Raw genomic sequence first — 14,180 nt, 5'->3', positions numbered from 1 at the left:
TATTTTTTAATATAGCTGAGTAATGTTATTTTATATAAATTAGCCATCAACAACAAAAACTCACTCTTTATTAATTTAATCAAATATAAGAAGCCCAGCATGCTAAATAAAATGTTTGAACCTTTGACCATTGGCAACATGGTATTAAAAAATCGCTTTGTGGTGCCCCCAATGGTGTCAAATTATGCTAATGAAGATGGTACCTGTAGCGAACAGTTTATTGCCTACCACGAAGAAAAAGCACAAGGAGGATGGGGGTTAATTATTGTAGAAGACTATAAAATAAACCCAGAATCAGGTGGTTTTAACAGATTACCAGGCCTCTGGCATGACGGGCAGATAAAAAGCCACAAAGAACTTACTGAACGTGTCCATAAGCATGGTGCGAAAATTGCGGCGCAAATCTACCATGCTGGCCGCGAAACCTCAGCAGGGATCTCTGGCGTTCAACCTGTTGCCCCATCAGCCATTCCCGACCCGGTAGTCAATGAGATGCCGCGAGAGCTTAGCGTGGAAGAGATTGAACTTCTGGTTGAACAATTTGGTGATACCGCGTTACGTGCCCAAATTGCCGGGTTTGATGCCGTTGAAATACATGGTGCACATGGTTACCTGATCAACCAGTTCATGTCTCCATTCTCGAACAAGCGTACGGATCAATACGGAGGCACTATTCTTAACCGTGCACGATTTGCACTGGAAATTATTGCCAATATCCGCTCAAAAGTAGGCGCAGAATTTCCGTTAATTTACCGTATGTCAGTGAATGAATTTGTCGAGGGAGGCCTGACTACCCAGGACAGCAAGGTTATCGCAATGCTACTGGAGGATGCGGGGATAAATGTTATTCATGCTTCTAACGGGGTTTATGCATCAAGCGACAAAATTATTCCTCCTACTGCTGTCGGACATGCATGGAGCGCTTCAATAAGTGAAGAGATAAAAAAAGTCGTTTCTGTTCCTGTTATTGCTGTGGGGCGAATTAATGACCCATTAATTGCAGAGTCAGTGCTTCGTGCCAAACAGGCGGATTTGATTGCAATGGGCAGGGCATCACTCGCTGACCCGCATTTACCCAATAAAGCGAAAGCGGGTCAATTTGACACGATCATTCGCTGTATTGGCTGCTTACAGGGTTGCATTCAACGCAATGCACAACAACTGCCAATAAAATGCTTAGTGAATCCACTGACAGGGCATGAATCTGAAAGGCAGGTGACCGCTCAGGATGTTAAGAAAAAAGTTGTCGTTATTGGTGGTGGTGTCGCAGGGATGGAAGCCGCCATTATTGCCGCACGGCGTGGTCATGATGTTGATGTCTATGAAAAAGATAACCGGCTGGGCGGCCAGTGGGCACTGGCCTCGGTTCCCCCTACAAAGGAAGAGTTAGGTTCATTTACTGCGTGGCAAATTCACCAACTACGCACGTCAGGGGTGAAGGTTCATCTCAATGCTGAAATTACGCTGGAAGGTATTCAGGCTCTTCACCCCGATACCGTCATTATTGCCACTGGTGCACGGCCATTTATCCCAAGCATTCCAGGCAAAGATTTGCACCATGTAATTACTGCCAATGATGTTCTGCAGGGTAAAGTGCAGCCAGGGAAGAATGTTGTCGTTATAGGAGGTGGTCTGGTTGGTTCAGAAACCGCTGCGCATTTGGCCGGGCATGGCCACACCGTTTCTATCATCGAACTGAACGCTGATATTTTTGTTGGTACACCCTCTTCAACCAAAAAATATTTGCTGCAAGATTTACAGCAACATGCTGTCACTATCATGACAGAATGCACGGTGAAAGAAATACGCGAAAATTCAGTGATCGTTGAAACCAGACAAGGCGAACAACAGATACTGCAACACATTGATTCAGTGGTGATGGCTATTGGTTCCCGCCCGGTTAACCTGCTGGCTGAACAACTCACTGAACGTGTGAAAAACGTCATTACGATTGGTGATGCCCAGAAGGTCAGAAAGGCGATGGAAGCCATTGAAGAAGGCTACATGGCAGGGCTTCAGGTCTGAGTACCTGCGGTATCTGTTTCTACCCCGCCCCCGCTAACCTCGGGGGCTTTTTATTTTCAGAACACCATACGGTAAGCAACATGTGGGCACAACCACCAGGCAAGCAGGTAAAGATGGGTAAACGCGCTTTTCTCGTGAAAAAGCCTTACCTATTCTGAATGCTATGACACCTGTATATCTATAGAGAGAGTAAAAATGGATCGTATAGTTACCTCTGCCCGCGATCGCTCATCGCTACTCAGTACCCACAAGGTGCTGCGCAACACCTATTTCCTGTTAAGCCTGACACTGGCATTTTCTGCTATTACTGCAACAGCCAGTACAGTACTTGCTCTGCCTTCTCCAGGCCTGATCCTCACCCTGGTTGGCATGTATGGCTTAATGTTCCTGACTTACCGCCTGGCCAATAAACCCACCGGCATTATTGCTGCGTTCGCATTTACCGGCTTCTTAGGTTATATCCTCGGCCCTATTTTAAATGCTTACCTGTCGGCCGGAATGGGTGATGTCATTGGTATGGCGCTGGGTGGCACCGCGCTGGTATTTTTCTGCTGCTCCGCTTATGTGCTGACAACCCGCAAAGATATGTCTTTCCTGGGCGGTATGTTAATGGCCGGGATCGTTGTGGTTCTGATTGGCATGGTTGCCAACATTTTCCTGCAACTGCCTGCCCTGCACCTGGCTATCAGCGCCGTGTTTATTCTGATTTCCTCAGGGGCCATCCTGTATGAAACCAGTAATATCATTCATGGTGGTGAAACGAACTACATTCGTGCAACCGTAAGCCTGTATGTGTCGTTGTACAACATCTTCGTTAGCCTGCTGAGTATTCTGGGCTTTGCCAGCCGCGACTGATCCTGTCGCCCTGCCAGCCTTTTACTGAATCGCCCCGCCATTGTGCGGGGCGATTTTTTGGTGCCGGCAAAGAAAGTGCTACACTGAGCGCCATTGTTATTAGTTGATAACCGAATTTAGTGAACAAAATAGTATGTTGATGTTTAACGGCACCGAAATTGAGACAGACACCGAAGGCTACCTGAAAGACACCGGGCTGTGGAGTAAACCGCTGGCAGAAGCTATTGCGCAAAATGAAGGTATTTCCCTGAGCGCAGAACACTGGGAAGTGGTTATGTTTGTCCGCGATTTTTACCTGGAATTTAATACCTCCCCTGCCATTCGCATGCTGGTCAAAGCAATGGCAAAAACTTTTGGGGAAGAAAAAGGAAATAGCCGCTACCTTTACCGCTTGTTTCCTAAAGGCCCGGCAAAACAGGCGACTAAAATTGCCGGTTTGCCCAAGCCTGTAAAATGTATCTAATAGCGGATACCAAAGTTGGTCCACTCGCGCTGAGGGTGGTGAGGCTCTGTGAGAACGCTCTCTACTCTTGCACTGCGTGGGCCGCCCGCTTTCAGCCAGGTGATTAAAGCTTCTACTGCATCCTGCTCCCCGCAGGCCAGTACTTCAACGCTGCCATCATCCAGATTACGGGCATACCCTGTCACCCCCAATCTTTTCGCTTCAAACTGGGTGCTGTAACGAAACCCCACCCCCTGAACCCGGCCATGAACCCAGGCCATTACGCAATATGCAGCCATTTCCCCGTCTCCTGGCAAAAACCTGTATGCGTTAAGTATACAAGAGTTGCTTTTCTGGTACCTCCCAGAAGCAAAACGCAACAGTAAGTGGTTCGGTAATGCTGCCTGGCACGCAATGTGCTACGCTACGCGCCTTTCCGATATTAATTCTATGCTGTCTCGCGTTTAAGGTAACCCTGATGAGTAAACCCTCAATTTCCACTTCATTGTCTGGTTCTCTGCCCCGTGTGGTGCTGGCTAAAGGCCGTGAAAAATCACTCCTGCGCCGCCATCCCTGGGTATTTTCTGGTGCAGTTTCTCGTATTGAAGGGAAAGCCGGTAGCGGAGAAACGGTTGATATTGTTGACCATCAGGGGAACTGGATTGCCAGAGGCGCTCTGTCACCGGCATCACAAATCCGTGCCCGCGTGTGGACATTCGATGCCGAAGAGCACATTGACGTTGATTTCTTTATCCGCAAGTTACGCCAGGCACAACTCTGGCGAGACTGGCTGGCAGAAAAAGACGGTCTGGACAGTTACCGCCTGGTTGCCGGTGAATCTGACGGGCTCCCGGGGATTACTATTGACAGGTTTGGTTCTTTTTTAGTGTTACAGCTGCTCTCAGCGGGTGCCGAACATCAACGAGAAGCGCTGATTACGGCATTACAAACCTGTTACCCGGAAAGTTCGTTATACGAACGTTCTGATGTGGCCGTACGCAAAAAAGAAGGGCTGCCACTTGCCCAGGGGCTTATCAGTGGTGAGATGCCCCCGGAACTGCTGCCGATTAAAGAGCATGAAATGCAATTACTGGTGGATATCCGCCAGGGCCACAAAACTGGCTATTACCTCGATCAACGAGACAGCAGGCTGGCTACCCGGCGCTATGTTGAAAACAAACGGGTACTGAACTGTTTTTCTTACACAGGTGGATTCGCTGTCTCTGCATTAATCGGTGGCTGTAAAGAAGTTGTCAGCGTTGATACCTCACAGGAAGCGCTGGATGTCGCACGCCAGAACGTTGTGCTGAATAAACTGGATGTGAGCAAGGCTCAGTTTGTTCGCGACGATGTTTTCAAACTGTTGCGCAAATACCGTGACCAGGGGGAAAAATTCGATGTTATCGTAATGGACCCACCCAAGTTTGTGGAAAATAAGAACCAGTTGGCGGGTGCTTGCCGTGGTTACAAAGATATCAATATGCTGGCGATTCAGTTGCTCAACCCGGGCGGTGTCTTGCTTACTTTCTCATGCTCCGGGCTGATGACCAGTGATTTATTCCAGAAAATTGTTGCCGACGCCGCCATTGATGCCGGGCGTGATATACAATTTATAGAGCAGTTCCGTCAGGCAGCGGACCACCCGGTTATCGCAACATACCCGGAAGGGTTATACCTGAAAGGGTTTGCCTGCCGCATCATGTAACTTGAAACCCAATGGTCTTGCCCTCATCTATAGTAGTAACAGAAGAGGCAAGACTCCGGGGAGGTATATATGATTGCCAGCAAATTCGGTATTGGTCAGCAAGTGCGCCACTCCTTGCTGGGTTACCTCGGTGTGGTAGTGGATATCGATGCAGAATATTCGCTGGACGAACCCGCGGAAGATGAGCTGGGTGCAGATTATTCACTACGCAAAGCGCCCTGGTACCATGTTGTGATGGAAGATGACGAAGGCCAGCCGGTTCATACGTACCTGGCTGAGGCGCAATTGAGTGGTGAAATCGCTGACGAACACCCTGAGCAGCCATCAATGGATGAACTGGCTGCCACCATACAGCGTAAACTGGCATCTCCGGTACTTCGTAACTAACTTGCATAAGCCAGGTATGAGCGCTTTTCGGGCCACATATCTGGCTGGCAAGTATTCCAATGCCTGCAATTCTTCCGGTGCCAAACACGGGTTAAAGGTAATGCCGTATGAGTAATTACTGCTTATTCAGCCCAAGGCGGGGAATTTCAATAGCCGGGCAGCGGTCCATAACAACGCTCAGCCCGGCATCTTTAGCCAGTACTGCAGCCTGTTCATTGATTACGCCCAGTTGCATCCACACTGTTTTCGCCCCAACAGCAATTGCGTCTTGCGTCACTTCATACGCAGCTTCTGAATTACGAAACACATCCACCATATCCACTGGCTCAGGGATATCCTGTAAGCGTGCATAACCTTGCTGCCCCATCAACGTTTTGCCTGCCACTTTTGGGGAAACAGGAATAACGTGATAGCCCTGTTCCAGCAAAAAGGCCATGACCCGATAACTCGGCCTGTCCGCCTTATCACTGGCACCCACCAGCGCAATAGTGTGAGCCTGTTGCAGAATGCGTGCTATTTCATTATCTGTCATCACGTTTTCCTTATCATAACCAGTTATGAGTCTACTATATCATTACCTGCCTGGCCTGGTACTAACCGGGAAAAACCTGTCAGCCACTTGAACAACATCACTTTTTTTGCGCTGGCGTATTGAAGCTGGAGCAACATCCAGTAATCTGTAGGGACTTTAATCAGGCTGGTGAACTCTTTATGGAACTGACAACTCGTACACTGAGCGCAAGCAAACATATTGCGCTGGTTGCTCACGATCACTGTAAAACACTTCTTCTTAACTGGACCCGGAAGCATCAGTCCGTCCTTGAAAAACACACACTGTATGCAACGGGAACTACTGGTAACCTGATTCAGAGAGAAACAGGGCTGAATGTGCACGCTATGCTCAGTGGCCCAATGGGTGGTGACCAGCAAGTCGGTGCGATGATCTCTGAAGGGAAAATTGATGTACTGATCTTTTTCTGGGATCCACTCAATGCCGTTCCACATGACCCGGATGTCAAAGCGTTACTGCGCCTTGCCACCGTGTGGAATATACCGGTAGCGACCAACGCTTCTACCGCAAACTTTATTATTGAATCGCCTGAGTTCAGCCAGCCGGTTGATATCCAGATCCCGGATTATCAACGCTACCTGGCTGAACGCCTGAAGTAATCTTCAGGGCTTTTTCAATACAGGCACACCGAGCGCTTTGAGAGTATCCACAAAACGGGAAGGCTGCTCTTTGTTATACAGCAGCCACACTTTTTGCCTTGCCCGGGTCATTGCCACATAGAGTAAACGCCGCTCTTCGGCATCGGGAAACTCTTCAGCTATTGGCAGCAGCCCTTGTTCAAGAATGGTTTCACGTGCAGGTGCCGGGAAACCATCTTTCCCTTCCTGCAAGGCGCAAATAATCACGTAGTCTGCTTCCTGCCCTTTGCTGGCATGAACCGTCATAAAAGTTATCTGCAATTTGGGCCAGCGTGTAGCAGCCTGTTGAAGAAGTTCAGGGCGCAGATAATGGTAACGGGCCAGCACCAGAATGGTTTCATCGGGTTTAACATAACCACTCATTTTGTCGAGCAGTGCATGAAGTTGCGTGTCTTCCAGCAGGTTAACCGCTTTTTTGTCCCCTTTGCGCACGCTGTTCAACGGCTTTTCACGTTGGTTTGGGTTTTGTTGGATGAAAGCGTTGGCGATTTCGCCAATACGGGAATGGAAACGGTAAGTGGTATCAAGAGCACATTCATCCCCCTGGCCGAAATGCTCATTGAATGAAGTAGTTAAATCAATTGCTGCACCACTAAAACGGTAAATAGCCTGCCAGTCGTCGCCCACGGCATACAGTGAAGTCTGTGAGTTTTGCTGCTGTAGAGCACCAAGTAAAGCTGCGCGCTGTGGTGAAATATCCTGAAATTCATCAACCAGAATATACTTCCACGGGCTGATAAAACGCCCTTTTTCCAGTACATTCACCGCCTGATGAATCAGGCCCGAAAAATCGAGCGCATTGTCATCTTTTAGTGACTTTTTCCACGCTTTTACTAATGGTGCCATCAGGCGAATACGCTTCTGGAAAGTGTCCCGAATAGCTTCAGGCGCGCTGGAAATCATATCTGCCTGGGAGCCACCATGCATACGAATCAACCCCAACCAGCTTTCCAGGCGGGGAGCAAGGCGTTTTTTAACACTGTTATCCTGCCAAAAATCCCCTTCAGGCAAGGTCCATTCCAGTTCCTCTTCAAGCCACTGCCGCCAGCCTTTCGCCTGTGCTTTCTTTTCCTGGCATTGTGTTGACCAGGTATCAAGGAGTAACTGGTGCCTCATGGCAGTGTTACTCTCCAGCTCACTAATTTGCGGTGCCTTACGGCCACCCTGCTCAATAATATAACGGGCAAGAGAATGGAATGTGCGGGCAGTAATATCACCCGTGTGTAGCCGGGCCTGGATGCGCTGGTCCATTTCTTGTGCGGCCTTACGGCCGAATGCCAGCAGCAAAATTTGGTCTGCACTCGCCAGGTTGCGCGTAAGAAGCCAGCCAGCACGAGCAACCAGAACGGAGGTTTTTCCGCTACCTGCTCCCGCCAGCACCAACATATTTTTTTCGCCATTCACCACAGCCCGGGCCTGAGAGGCATTTAACGGCGCGCTTTCTACCTGAGCGAAGAAATCCGCATGGCGCTCCAGCATCACATCCGTGTAGTGCTGATTATGCGCAAGGCGCTTAGCCCGGGCATCATCCAGCCAGTTTTTACAGGATAACCAGGTGTCACGGCACGCATCAAAGGCTGGGATACGCTGGTCAGGAAGAGGTAATGCCTGCAACACTTGCCGGGTACGCTGGCAAATTTCATCCACTTTATCCAGGCTGAGCCATTTATCTTCAGGCGCTGCTTCCTGGTACCAGGCGACCAGGTTATTCAAAGCTTCTGCTGCAACCTGGCTCATTTCCTCACCCCACTGTTCCCAGCGTTCATTGAGGTGATGCCAGAAACGTTGAGTTTCGCTCCATTCCGTTCCATGCAGGCGAACAACTTTATTATCGGGCAGGACAAACTCCAGCTCGCCCCATACCAGACCCCGTTTGCAGTTAATAGCTATCAATTGGTTAAACGGGATAAGATATTCATGCTTATCGCCAGCCACATTTACGCCAGCATTGAGTAATGTGACCCGATTATAAGGGTGCTGGGCCAGGTGTTTCCCCAGTGCGGTTGCTTTTAGTTCCATTATCAGGCCTGATTATCCGGTTTTTATGTCAGTGTACCTGCGAGAGAAATCGTGCTCCAGAGTAAAAACACGATACAATTACCAGGGTTATTCTCCGCCATGTCACATAGCTATGAGATATTATGAGAACCGTATTAAACATTCTTAACTTTGTTCTGGGTGGTTTCCTGACCACTCTCAGTTGGCTCCTGGCAACACTGGTTAGCATTGTGTTGATCTTCACGTTGCCATTAACCCGCTCATGCTGGGAAATTACACGCCTTTCGCTTTTCCCATTTGGTAATGAAGCGGTACATGTTGATGTGTTGTACCCGGAACGCAAAAATGAGCTGATGAATGCGGGTGGAACGCTGCTTAATGTCTTCTGGTTTGTAGTGTTCGGCTGGTGGTTGTGCCTGCTGCATATCAGCACCGGGATAATACAATGCCTGAGTATCATTGGCATTCCGGTGGGTATTGCCAATTTTAAACTGGCGGCAATCGCTTTATGGCCTGTTGGCCGCCGAGTGGTTTCTGTTGAGGTAGCTCAGGCAGCCCGGGAAGCCAATGCCCGTGGTCGTTTCCGCTAAACGGGGCTATGTCTGCAATGTTCATTTCCCAATGGCTGCGCCGTTATACATGGAAAAGTAGCTGGCTTTATAACTTGCGCATTTTTGTTGCTCTGCTGGGTGCGGCTGCGTTTCCCTGGTGGCTCGGTGAAGTTCGCCTCACCATTCCATTAACTTTAGGTGTGGTGGCCGCAGCTCTTACCGACCTGGACGACAGGCTGGCTGGCCGGCTCAAAAATCTGCTTATCACACTGCTGTGTTTTTTTATCGCATCGGCATCTGTTGAGTTGTTGTTCCCCTGGCCCTGGTTGTTCACCCTCGGCCTGATGAGTTCCACCTGCGGTTTTATTCTGCTTGGCGGGCTTGGGCAGCGTTATGCCACCATTGCCTTTGGGGCACTACTGATTGCCATCTATACCATGCTTGGTGTTTCGCTGTACGAACACTGGTACCAGCAGCCTCTGTTCCTGCTCGCTGGCGCAATATGGTACAACCTGCTGACACTGTCTGGTCATTTGATCTTCCCGGTACGCCCGCTGCAGGACAACCTGTCTCGCTGCTACAAACAACTGGCGCATTTTTTAGAGATAAAATCACGGTTGTTTGACCCTGATATTGAAAGCGATGCACAGGCGCCACTCTATGAACTGGCAATGGCCAACAGTGATGTGGTTAATACCCTGAACCAAACCAAGGCCTCGCTACTGACCCGCTTGCGGGGTGACCGCGGGCAAAAAAATACGCGCCGCACCCTGCACTATTATTTTGTGGCTCAGGATATCCATGAAAGAGCGAATTCGTCGCACATTCAGTACCAGAGCCTGCGAGATAAATTTCGCCACAGCGACATTATGTTCCGTTTCCAGCGCATATTGTTTATGCAATCTCAGGCCTGCAACCAACTTGCACGATGCATTTTGTCCCGCACACCTTATTCACACGATACTCGCTTTGACAATGCGTTCACTCACCTGGACACCGCAATGGCGCGCATTAAAGCCAGCCAGCCGTTAATGCCTGAGTTAACCGCGCTGGATTATCTGATAAACAATTTACGCGCTATTGATGCGCAACTGGCAACAATTGAGTCGGAGCAGACAGAAGCCGGAATCAAGCAGGATACAGACAACCGCCTGGCCGATGACGGGATAACCGGGTTCAGTGACATCTGGCTGCGCTTAAGCCGCAACCTTACACCTGAATCTGCTCTCTTCCGCCATGCTATTCGGATGTCTGTTGTATTATGCATTGGCTATGCCTTCATACAATTTACCGGAATGAACCATGGCTACTGGATTTTGCTCACCAGCCTGTTTGTTTGCCAGCCCAACTATAACGCCACCCGGCACCGCCTGACCCTGCGAGTCATTGGTACTCTGGTTGGGGTTGCCATTGGTATTCCAGTGTTGTGGTTTGTTCCCTCACTGGAAGGCCAACTGGTGTTAATCGTTATTACTGGCGTGTTGTTTTTCGCATTCCGTAATGTGCAGTATGCCCATGCGACAATGTTTATCACCTTGTTGGTGTTACTGTGTTTTAACCTGCTGGGCGAAGGCTTTGAAGTTGCGCTGCCACGAATAATTGACACATTACTGGGTTGCGCAATTGCATGGGCTGCAGTTTCCTTTATTTGGCCTGACTGGCGTTTCAGGCGTTTACCGCAGGTAGCTGACCGCGCCATTAATGCCAACTGCCGCTACCTGGACGCTATTCTTGAGCAATACCACCAGGGCAGAGATAACCGCCTGGCTTACCGTATTGCCCGCCGCGATGCCTACAACCGGGATGCAGAACTGGCATCCGTTGTCTCAAACATGTCTTCCGAGCCACATATGACGCCTGAAGTTCGTGAAGCAGCGTTCCGCCTGTTGTGCCTGAACCACACATTTAATAGTTATATCTCTGCACTGGGCGCTCATCGCGAGAAGCTCAGTAACAACCAGATACTGGCAATTCTTGATGATGCCGTTTGTTATGTAGACGATGCGTTGCACCACGAACCCGCCGATGAAGATAAAGTTCAGCAAGCCCTTGCAGGGCTGGTGCAACGCATTGGCAACCAGGACCAAAAGGCTGATGGCAAAGAGCCACTGGTTCTTCAACAAATTGGTTTACTGGTTTCTATACTGCCCGAGCTTTCAAAACTGCGCACCCAGATTAGTTAGGTTTGCGCCGCGCTTTGTCTCTGGCTTCCTGCTCGAGTTGTTGCTTTGCCCACTCGTTAAGCTCCCACTGCCTTTGCCGTGGGAGCGCTTCGCTATGGGAACCCGTTATTGCTCCCTCCAAAGAGAGAAGCACTTTGGCTCCCAGGGTATTGCACCGCCGGCGCAGCATTATCCAGCATGCCTTCGCCCCTTTGTTTTTCAGGGTTTCAATATCGCGGATACCCGCTTCCCATAGCATCATCTCCAGGCCGAAAGTTACGTTCGGCAAATCTTTAATTCTCCGGACAGCCTGTTTTTCCAGCTTTTCTTTTTTAGCGGCATCAAGCGCATGCCCCGCAAGGGTGATGAGCTGAGCGTCATCGTTCCACAACGCTTCATCAACACAGTAATAGTTCAGTGACAAAGGACGGCCACGCTTATGTGTGACCAATAGTGGCAAATTACGCGAGGTAAAGTAGGCTGCATTTTCTTCACAGGCACGTAAGTAGAGCTGCCCTTTACTTACCATGGCAAAAGCAACATTGTCGGCCATAATGCTGTACCCGCCGAACAAAGTCCGGGAAGAAATGTGGCCCAGAGAAGAGAGTTTTTCTAATGACGCCTTGATGCGTGGAGTGGAAACCTTTCCCATAAAAATCCTTACATTTCATTATGTAATAACGAATAATCCCTATCCCGGGACGCCTTTGTTAAACCATAAGAAAGTTATTTCTTCAGAGCAAGAATCCATTACGGGTTTAGGTTATTTGTTATCTGTTTTGCGAGGGAATTTCCAAAATTTTTTGTTGATCTTTCAGTCATTGCGCATTACTGTATATTCATACAGTAACAGAGGCGGAATTCATTATGAACGCATTGGCTTACCAAAACCGAAGTGTCACTCATCATATTAATGGGCATTACCAGGCCGGTTTAGAAGAACAACCGGTTATCACGCAAGGTATTGTCAGTGAAATGGTGTTCCGTGAAGACCAACCCTGGATGTCCCAGTTGATTCTCTTGCCCTTGCTGCGCCAGTTAAGCCAGCAAGCACGCTGGCAGTTGTGGATCACGCCCGGGCAGAAATTAAACCGCCAGTGGCTGGTTTCTGCGGGTTTGCCTCTGTCAAAAGTTATGCATGTTCAGGCCCGGCAGGAACAACAACCCACTACAGTTTCAGCAATGGCCAGAGCCTTAAAATCAGGTAACTACAGTGTCGTTATTGGCTGGTTACCAGAAGAATTGAGCGATCAGGAACGGCTATTATTACAGCAATCTGCTGAAGAAGGACAGGCAATTGGGTTTATCATGCGCCCTGTTTCCCGGGTTAATTTGAGCGACAGACAAAATTTCGGGATAAAAATTCAATCAAATTTGTATCACTAAGTAAATTTAGGATAATTCCTGGGAGCAGCGATTCGTCTGAATAACTGGAAATAATCAGCATCAGAGAAGCCCTGTCTGGCGGGATTTCCGCAAAAAGATTCACTTTTTGTGCGCAGTACGTTGCCTTCATTCTGCCGTAAAAATTTAATCTGTAGTCAGATTTTTTTCATATGTCTGACTGAGTTCACACTTGTAAGTTTCTAACTAAGTTGTAGACTTTAACTCGCCAGGGTTGCTCATTATAAACCGAGCTTATCGGTAGAGTGGCAATTGAGCTATAACCCGGGTGAAGGATTTAACCGTGGGTTTTGATTGATTTAAAGACCTATGGCCTTTTGGATGATAACGAGGCGCAAAAAATGAAAAAGACAGCTATCGCAATTGCAGTGGCACTGGCTGGTTTCGCTACCGTAGCACAGGCAGCACCGATGGATAACACCTGGTATGCAGGTGGTAAACTGGGTTGGTCCCAGTACCACGATACCGGCTTCTATGGCAACGGCTATTCTGCTAACAATGGCCCGACTCATGAAAGCCAACTGGGTGCTGGTGCTTACGGCGGTTACCAGGTTAACCCGTATGTTGGTTTCGAAATGGGTTATGACTGGTTAGGTCGTATGCCTTACAAAGGCAGCGTAACTAACGGTGCATTTAAAGCTCAAGGCGTTCAGCTGACTGCTAAACTGAGCTACCCGGTAATGGACGATCTGGATGTTTATACTCGTCTGGGTGGCATGGTATGGCGTGCTGATTCTAAAGAAAACACTGGCCTGAAAGATCACGATACTGGCGTTTCTCCAGTATTCGCTGGCGGTGTTGAATATGCATTCACTCCGGAAATCGCAACCCGTCTGGAATACCAGTGGGTTAACAATATCGGTGATGCAGGTACCGTAGGTGCCCGTCCTGATAACGGAATGCTGAGTGTTGGTGTTTCCTACCGTTTCGGTCAGAGCGAACCAGCTCCGGTAGTAGCTCCGGCTCCTGCTCCGGCTCCGGCTCCTGAAGTAAGCACCAAACATTTCACTCTGAAATCTGACGTGCTGTTTACTTTCGGTAAATCCAGCCTGAAACCTGAAGGCCGCCAGGCTCTTGACCAGCTGTACACTCAGCTGAGCAACCTGGATCCTAAAGATGGTTCTGTTGTTGTTCTGGGCTTCACTGACCGTATCGGTTCTGATTCCTACAACCAGAAACTGTCTGAACAGCGCGCACAGAGCGTTGTTGATTACCTGGTTTCTAAAGGTATCCCGTCTAACAAAATCTCTGCACGTGGCATGGGTGAATCCAACCCGGTTACCGGCAGCACCTGCAACAACGTGAAAGCACGTGCAGCGCTGATCGATTGCCTGGCGCCAGATCGTCGTGTTGAGATCGAAGTTAAAGGCGTTAAAGACGTTGTAACTCAGCCTCAGGCTTAAGTTACCACGCAACAAAAAACCCACTTCGGTGGGTTTTTT

14 protein-coding genes are annotated in these 14,180 nt (G+C 49.0%); 10 read left to right on the top strand and 4 right to left on the bottom strand.

What is annotated here, in order from left to right:
- Positions 1–99 precede the first annotated feature (99 nt).
- The 3 genes from DT73_RS10030 (at position 100) to tusE (ending at position 3,343) form a co-directional block, all read left to right on the top strand.
- Positions 100–2,025: an FAD-dependent oxidoreductase gene (locus DT73_RS10030; protein ID WP_036107881.1), complete on the top strand. Its 1,926-nt coding sequence runs from the start codon at positions 100–102 to the stop codon at positions 2,023–2,025.
- A gap of 195 nt (positions 2,026–2,220) precedes the next feature.
- Positions 2,221–2,880, top strand: a complete 660-nt coding sequence (gene yccA, locus DT73_RS10025) for an FtsH protease modulator YccA (RefSeq protein WP_036107879.1) — start codon at positions 2,221–2,223, stop codon at positions 2,878–2,880.
- A gap of 133 nt (positions 2,881–3,013) precedes the next feature.
- Positions 3,014–3,343, top strand: coding sequence for a sulfurtransferase TusE (tusE, locus tag DT73_RS10020; RefSeq protein WP_036107877.1), 330 nt, complete (start codon positions 3,014–3,016; stop codon positions 3,341–3,343).
- Here tusE and yccX read toward each other — a convergent pair.
- Positions 3,340–3,621 carry an acylphosphatase gene (gene yccX, locus DT73_RS10015; protein ID WP_036107876.1) on the bottom strand — a complete coding sequence of 94 codons (282 nt, stop codon included), beginning with the start codon at positions 3,619–3,621 and terminating at the stop codon, positions 3,340–3,342. The two genes, tusE and yccX, sit on opposite strands and share 4 nt — an antisense overlap.
- A gap of 179 nt (positions 3,622–3,800) precedes the next feature.
- Between yccX and rlmI the strand changes: the two genes are divergently transcribed.
- Both rlmI and hspQ read left to right on the top strand, forming a co-directional pair.
- Positions 3,801–5,027, top strand: a complete 1,227-nt coding sequence (gene rlmI / locus DT73_RS10010) for a 23S rRNA (cytosine(1962)-C(5))-methyltransferase RlmI (protein WP_051691330.1) — start codon at positions 3,801–3,803, stop codon at positions 5,025–5,027.
- Between the two features lie 69 nt (positions 5,028–5,096).
- Positions 5,097–5,414 carry a heat shock protein HspQ gene (hspQ, locus tag DT73_RS10005; protein WP_036107863.1) on the top strand — a complete coding sequence of 106 codons (318 nt, stop codon included), beginning with the start codon at positions 5,097–5,099 and terminating at the stop codon, positions 5,412–5,414.
- 115 nt (positions 5,415–5,529) lie between these two features.
- Here hspQ and DT73_RS10000 read toward each other — a convergent pair whose 3' ends face one another.
- Complete coding sequence (locus tag DT73_RS10000; protein ID WP_036107860.1) at positions 5,530–5,946, bottom strand: CoA-binding protein; 417 nt, start codon at positions 5,944–5,946, stop codon at positions 5,530–5,532.
- A gap of 179 nt (positions 5,947–6,125) precedes the next feature.
- Between DT73_RS10000 and mgsA the strand changes: the two genes are divergently transcribed.
- Positions 6,126–6,584, top strand: coding sequence for a methylglyoxal synthase (mgsA, locus tag DT73_RS09995; RefSeq protein ID WP_036107857.1), 459 nt, complete (start codon positions 6,126–6,128; stop codon positions 6,582–6,584).
- A gap of 3 nt (positions 6,585–6,587) precedes the next feature.
- Here mgsA and helD read toward each other — a convergent pair whose 3' ends face one another.
- Positions 6,588–8,642 (bottom strand): DNA helicase IV, encoded by a 2,055-nt coding sequence (gene helD / locus DT73_RS09990; RefSeq protein WP_036107854.1) that lies wholly within the window; start codon positions 8,640–8,642, stop codon positions 6,588–6,590.
- Between the two features lie 122 nt (positions 8,643–8,764).
- Between helD and DT73_RS09985 the strand changes: the two genes are divergently transcribed.
- Together DT73_RS09985 and yccS are read left to right on the top strand one after the other, a co-directional pair.
- Positions 8,765–9,211, top strand: a complete 447-nt coding sequence (locus tag DT73_RS09985) for a YccF domain-containing protein (RefSeq protein ID WP_036107851.1) — start codon at positions 8,765–8,767, stop codon at positions 9,209–9,211.
- A 17-nt stretch (positions 9,212–9,228) separates the two neighbouring features.
- Positions 9,229–11,355 (top strand): YccS family putative transporter, encoded by a 2,127-nt coding sequence (gene yccS, locus DT73_RS09980; RefSeq protein ID WP_036108737.1) that lies wholly within the window; start codon positions 9,229–9,231, stop codon positions 11,353–11,355.
- Here yccS and DT73_RS09975 read toward each other — a convergent pair.
- A complete protein-coding gene (locus DT73_RS09975) occupies positions 11,348–11,986 on the bottom strand; it encodes a TfoX/Sxy family DNA transformation protein (RefSeq protein ID WP_036107848.1) in 639 nt (212 codons plus the stop codon). The genes yccS and DT73_RS09975 overlap by 8 nt on opposite strands.
- A 215-nt stretch (positions 11,987–12,201) precedes the next feature.
- On the opposite strand from DT73_RS09975, the gene sulA reads away from it, so the two are divergent.
- Together sulA and ompA are read left to right on the top strand one after the other, a co-directional pair.
- A complete protein-coding gene (sulA, locus tag DT73_RS09970) occupies positions 12,202–12,720 on the top strand; it encodes an SOS-induced cell division inhibitor SulA (protein WP_036107845.1) in 519 nt (172 codons plus the stop codon).
- A 359-nt stretch (positions 12,721–13,079) separates the two neighbouring features.
- The gene (gene ompA / locus DT73_RS09965) at positions 13,080–14,141 is read left to right on the top strand and encodes a porin OmpA (protein WP_072006935.1); all 1,062 of its coding nucleotides are present in this window, start codon (positions 13,080–13,082) and stop codon (positions 14,139–14,141) included.
- Positions 14,142–14,180 lie beyond the last annotated feature (39 nt).

This window comes from Mangrovibacter sp. MFB070, assembly GCF_000705335.1.
GTDB lineage: Bacteria > Pseudomonadota > Gammaproteobacteria > Enterobacterales > Enterobacteriaceae > Mangrovibacter > Mangrovibacter plantisponsor.
The sequence above is the reverse complement of the archived record's forward strand: the minus strand, read 5'-3'. Positions and strand labels throughout refer to the sequence as shown.

Excerpts from the sequence above, each read along its gene's own strand:
- DT73_RS10030 (WP_036107881.1), top strand. The coding sequence starts at position 100 with ATGCTAAATAAAATGTTTGAACCTTTGACCATTGGCAACATGGTATTA.
- yccA (WP_036107879.1), top strand. The coding sequence starts at position 2,221 with ATGGATCGTATAGTTACCTCTGCCCGCGATCGCTCATCGCTACTCAGT.
- tusE (WP_036107877.1), top strand. The coding sequence starts at position 3,014 with ATGTTGATGTTTAACGGCACCGAAATTGAGACAGACACCGAAGGCTAC.
- yccX (WP_036107876.1), bottom strand. The coding sequence starts at position 3,621 with ATGGCTGCATATTGCGTAATGGCCTGGGTTCATGGCCGGGTTCAGGGG.
- rlmI (WP_051691330.1), top strand. The coding sequence starts at position 3,801 with ATGAGTAAACCCTCAATTTCCACTTCATTGTCTGGTTCTCTGCCCCGT.
- hspQ (WP_036107863.1), top strand. The coding sequence starts at position 5,097 with ATGATTGCCAGCAAATTCGGTATTGGTCAGCAAGTGCGCCACTCCTTG.
- DT73_RS10000 (WP_036107860.1), bottom strand. The coding sequence starts at position 5,946 with ATGACAGATAATGAAATAGCACGCATTCTGCAACAGGCTCACACTATT.
- mgsA (WP_036107857.1), top strand. The coding sequence starts at position 6,126 with ATGGAACTGACAACTCGTACACTGAGCGCAAGCAAACATATTGCGCTG.
- helD (WP_036107854.1), bottom strand. The coding sequence starts at position 8,642 with ATGGAACTAAAAGCAACCGCACTGGGGAAACACCTGGCCCAGCACCCT.
- DT73_RS09985 (WP_036107851.1), top strand. The coding sequence starts at position 8,765 with ATGAGAACCGTATTAAACATTCTTAACTTTGTTCTGGGTGGTTTCCTG.
- yccS (WP_036108737.1), top strand. The coding sequence starts at position 9,229 with ATGTTCATTTCCCAATGGCTGCGCCGTTATACATGGAAAAGTAGCTGG.
- DT73_RS09975 (WP_036107848.1), bottom strand. The coding sequence starts at position 11,986 with ATGGGAAAGGTTTCCACTCCACGCATCAAGGCGTCATTAGAAAAACTC.
- sulA (WP_036107845.1), top strand. The coding sequence starts at position 12,202 with ATGAACGCATTGGCTTACCAAAACCGAAGTGTCACTCATCATATTAAT.
- ompA (WP_072006935.1), top strand. The coding sequence starts at position 13,080 with ATGAAAAAGACAGCTATCGCAATTGCAGTGGCACTGGCTGGTTTCGCT.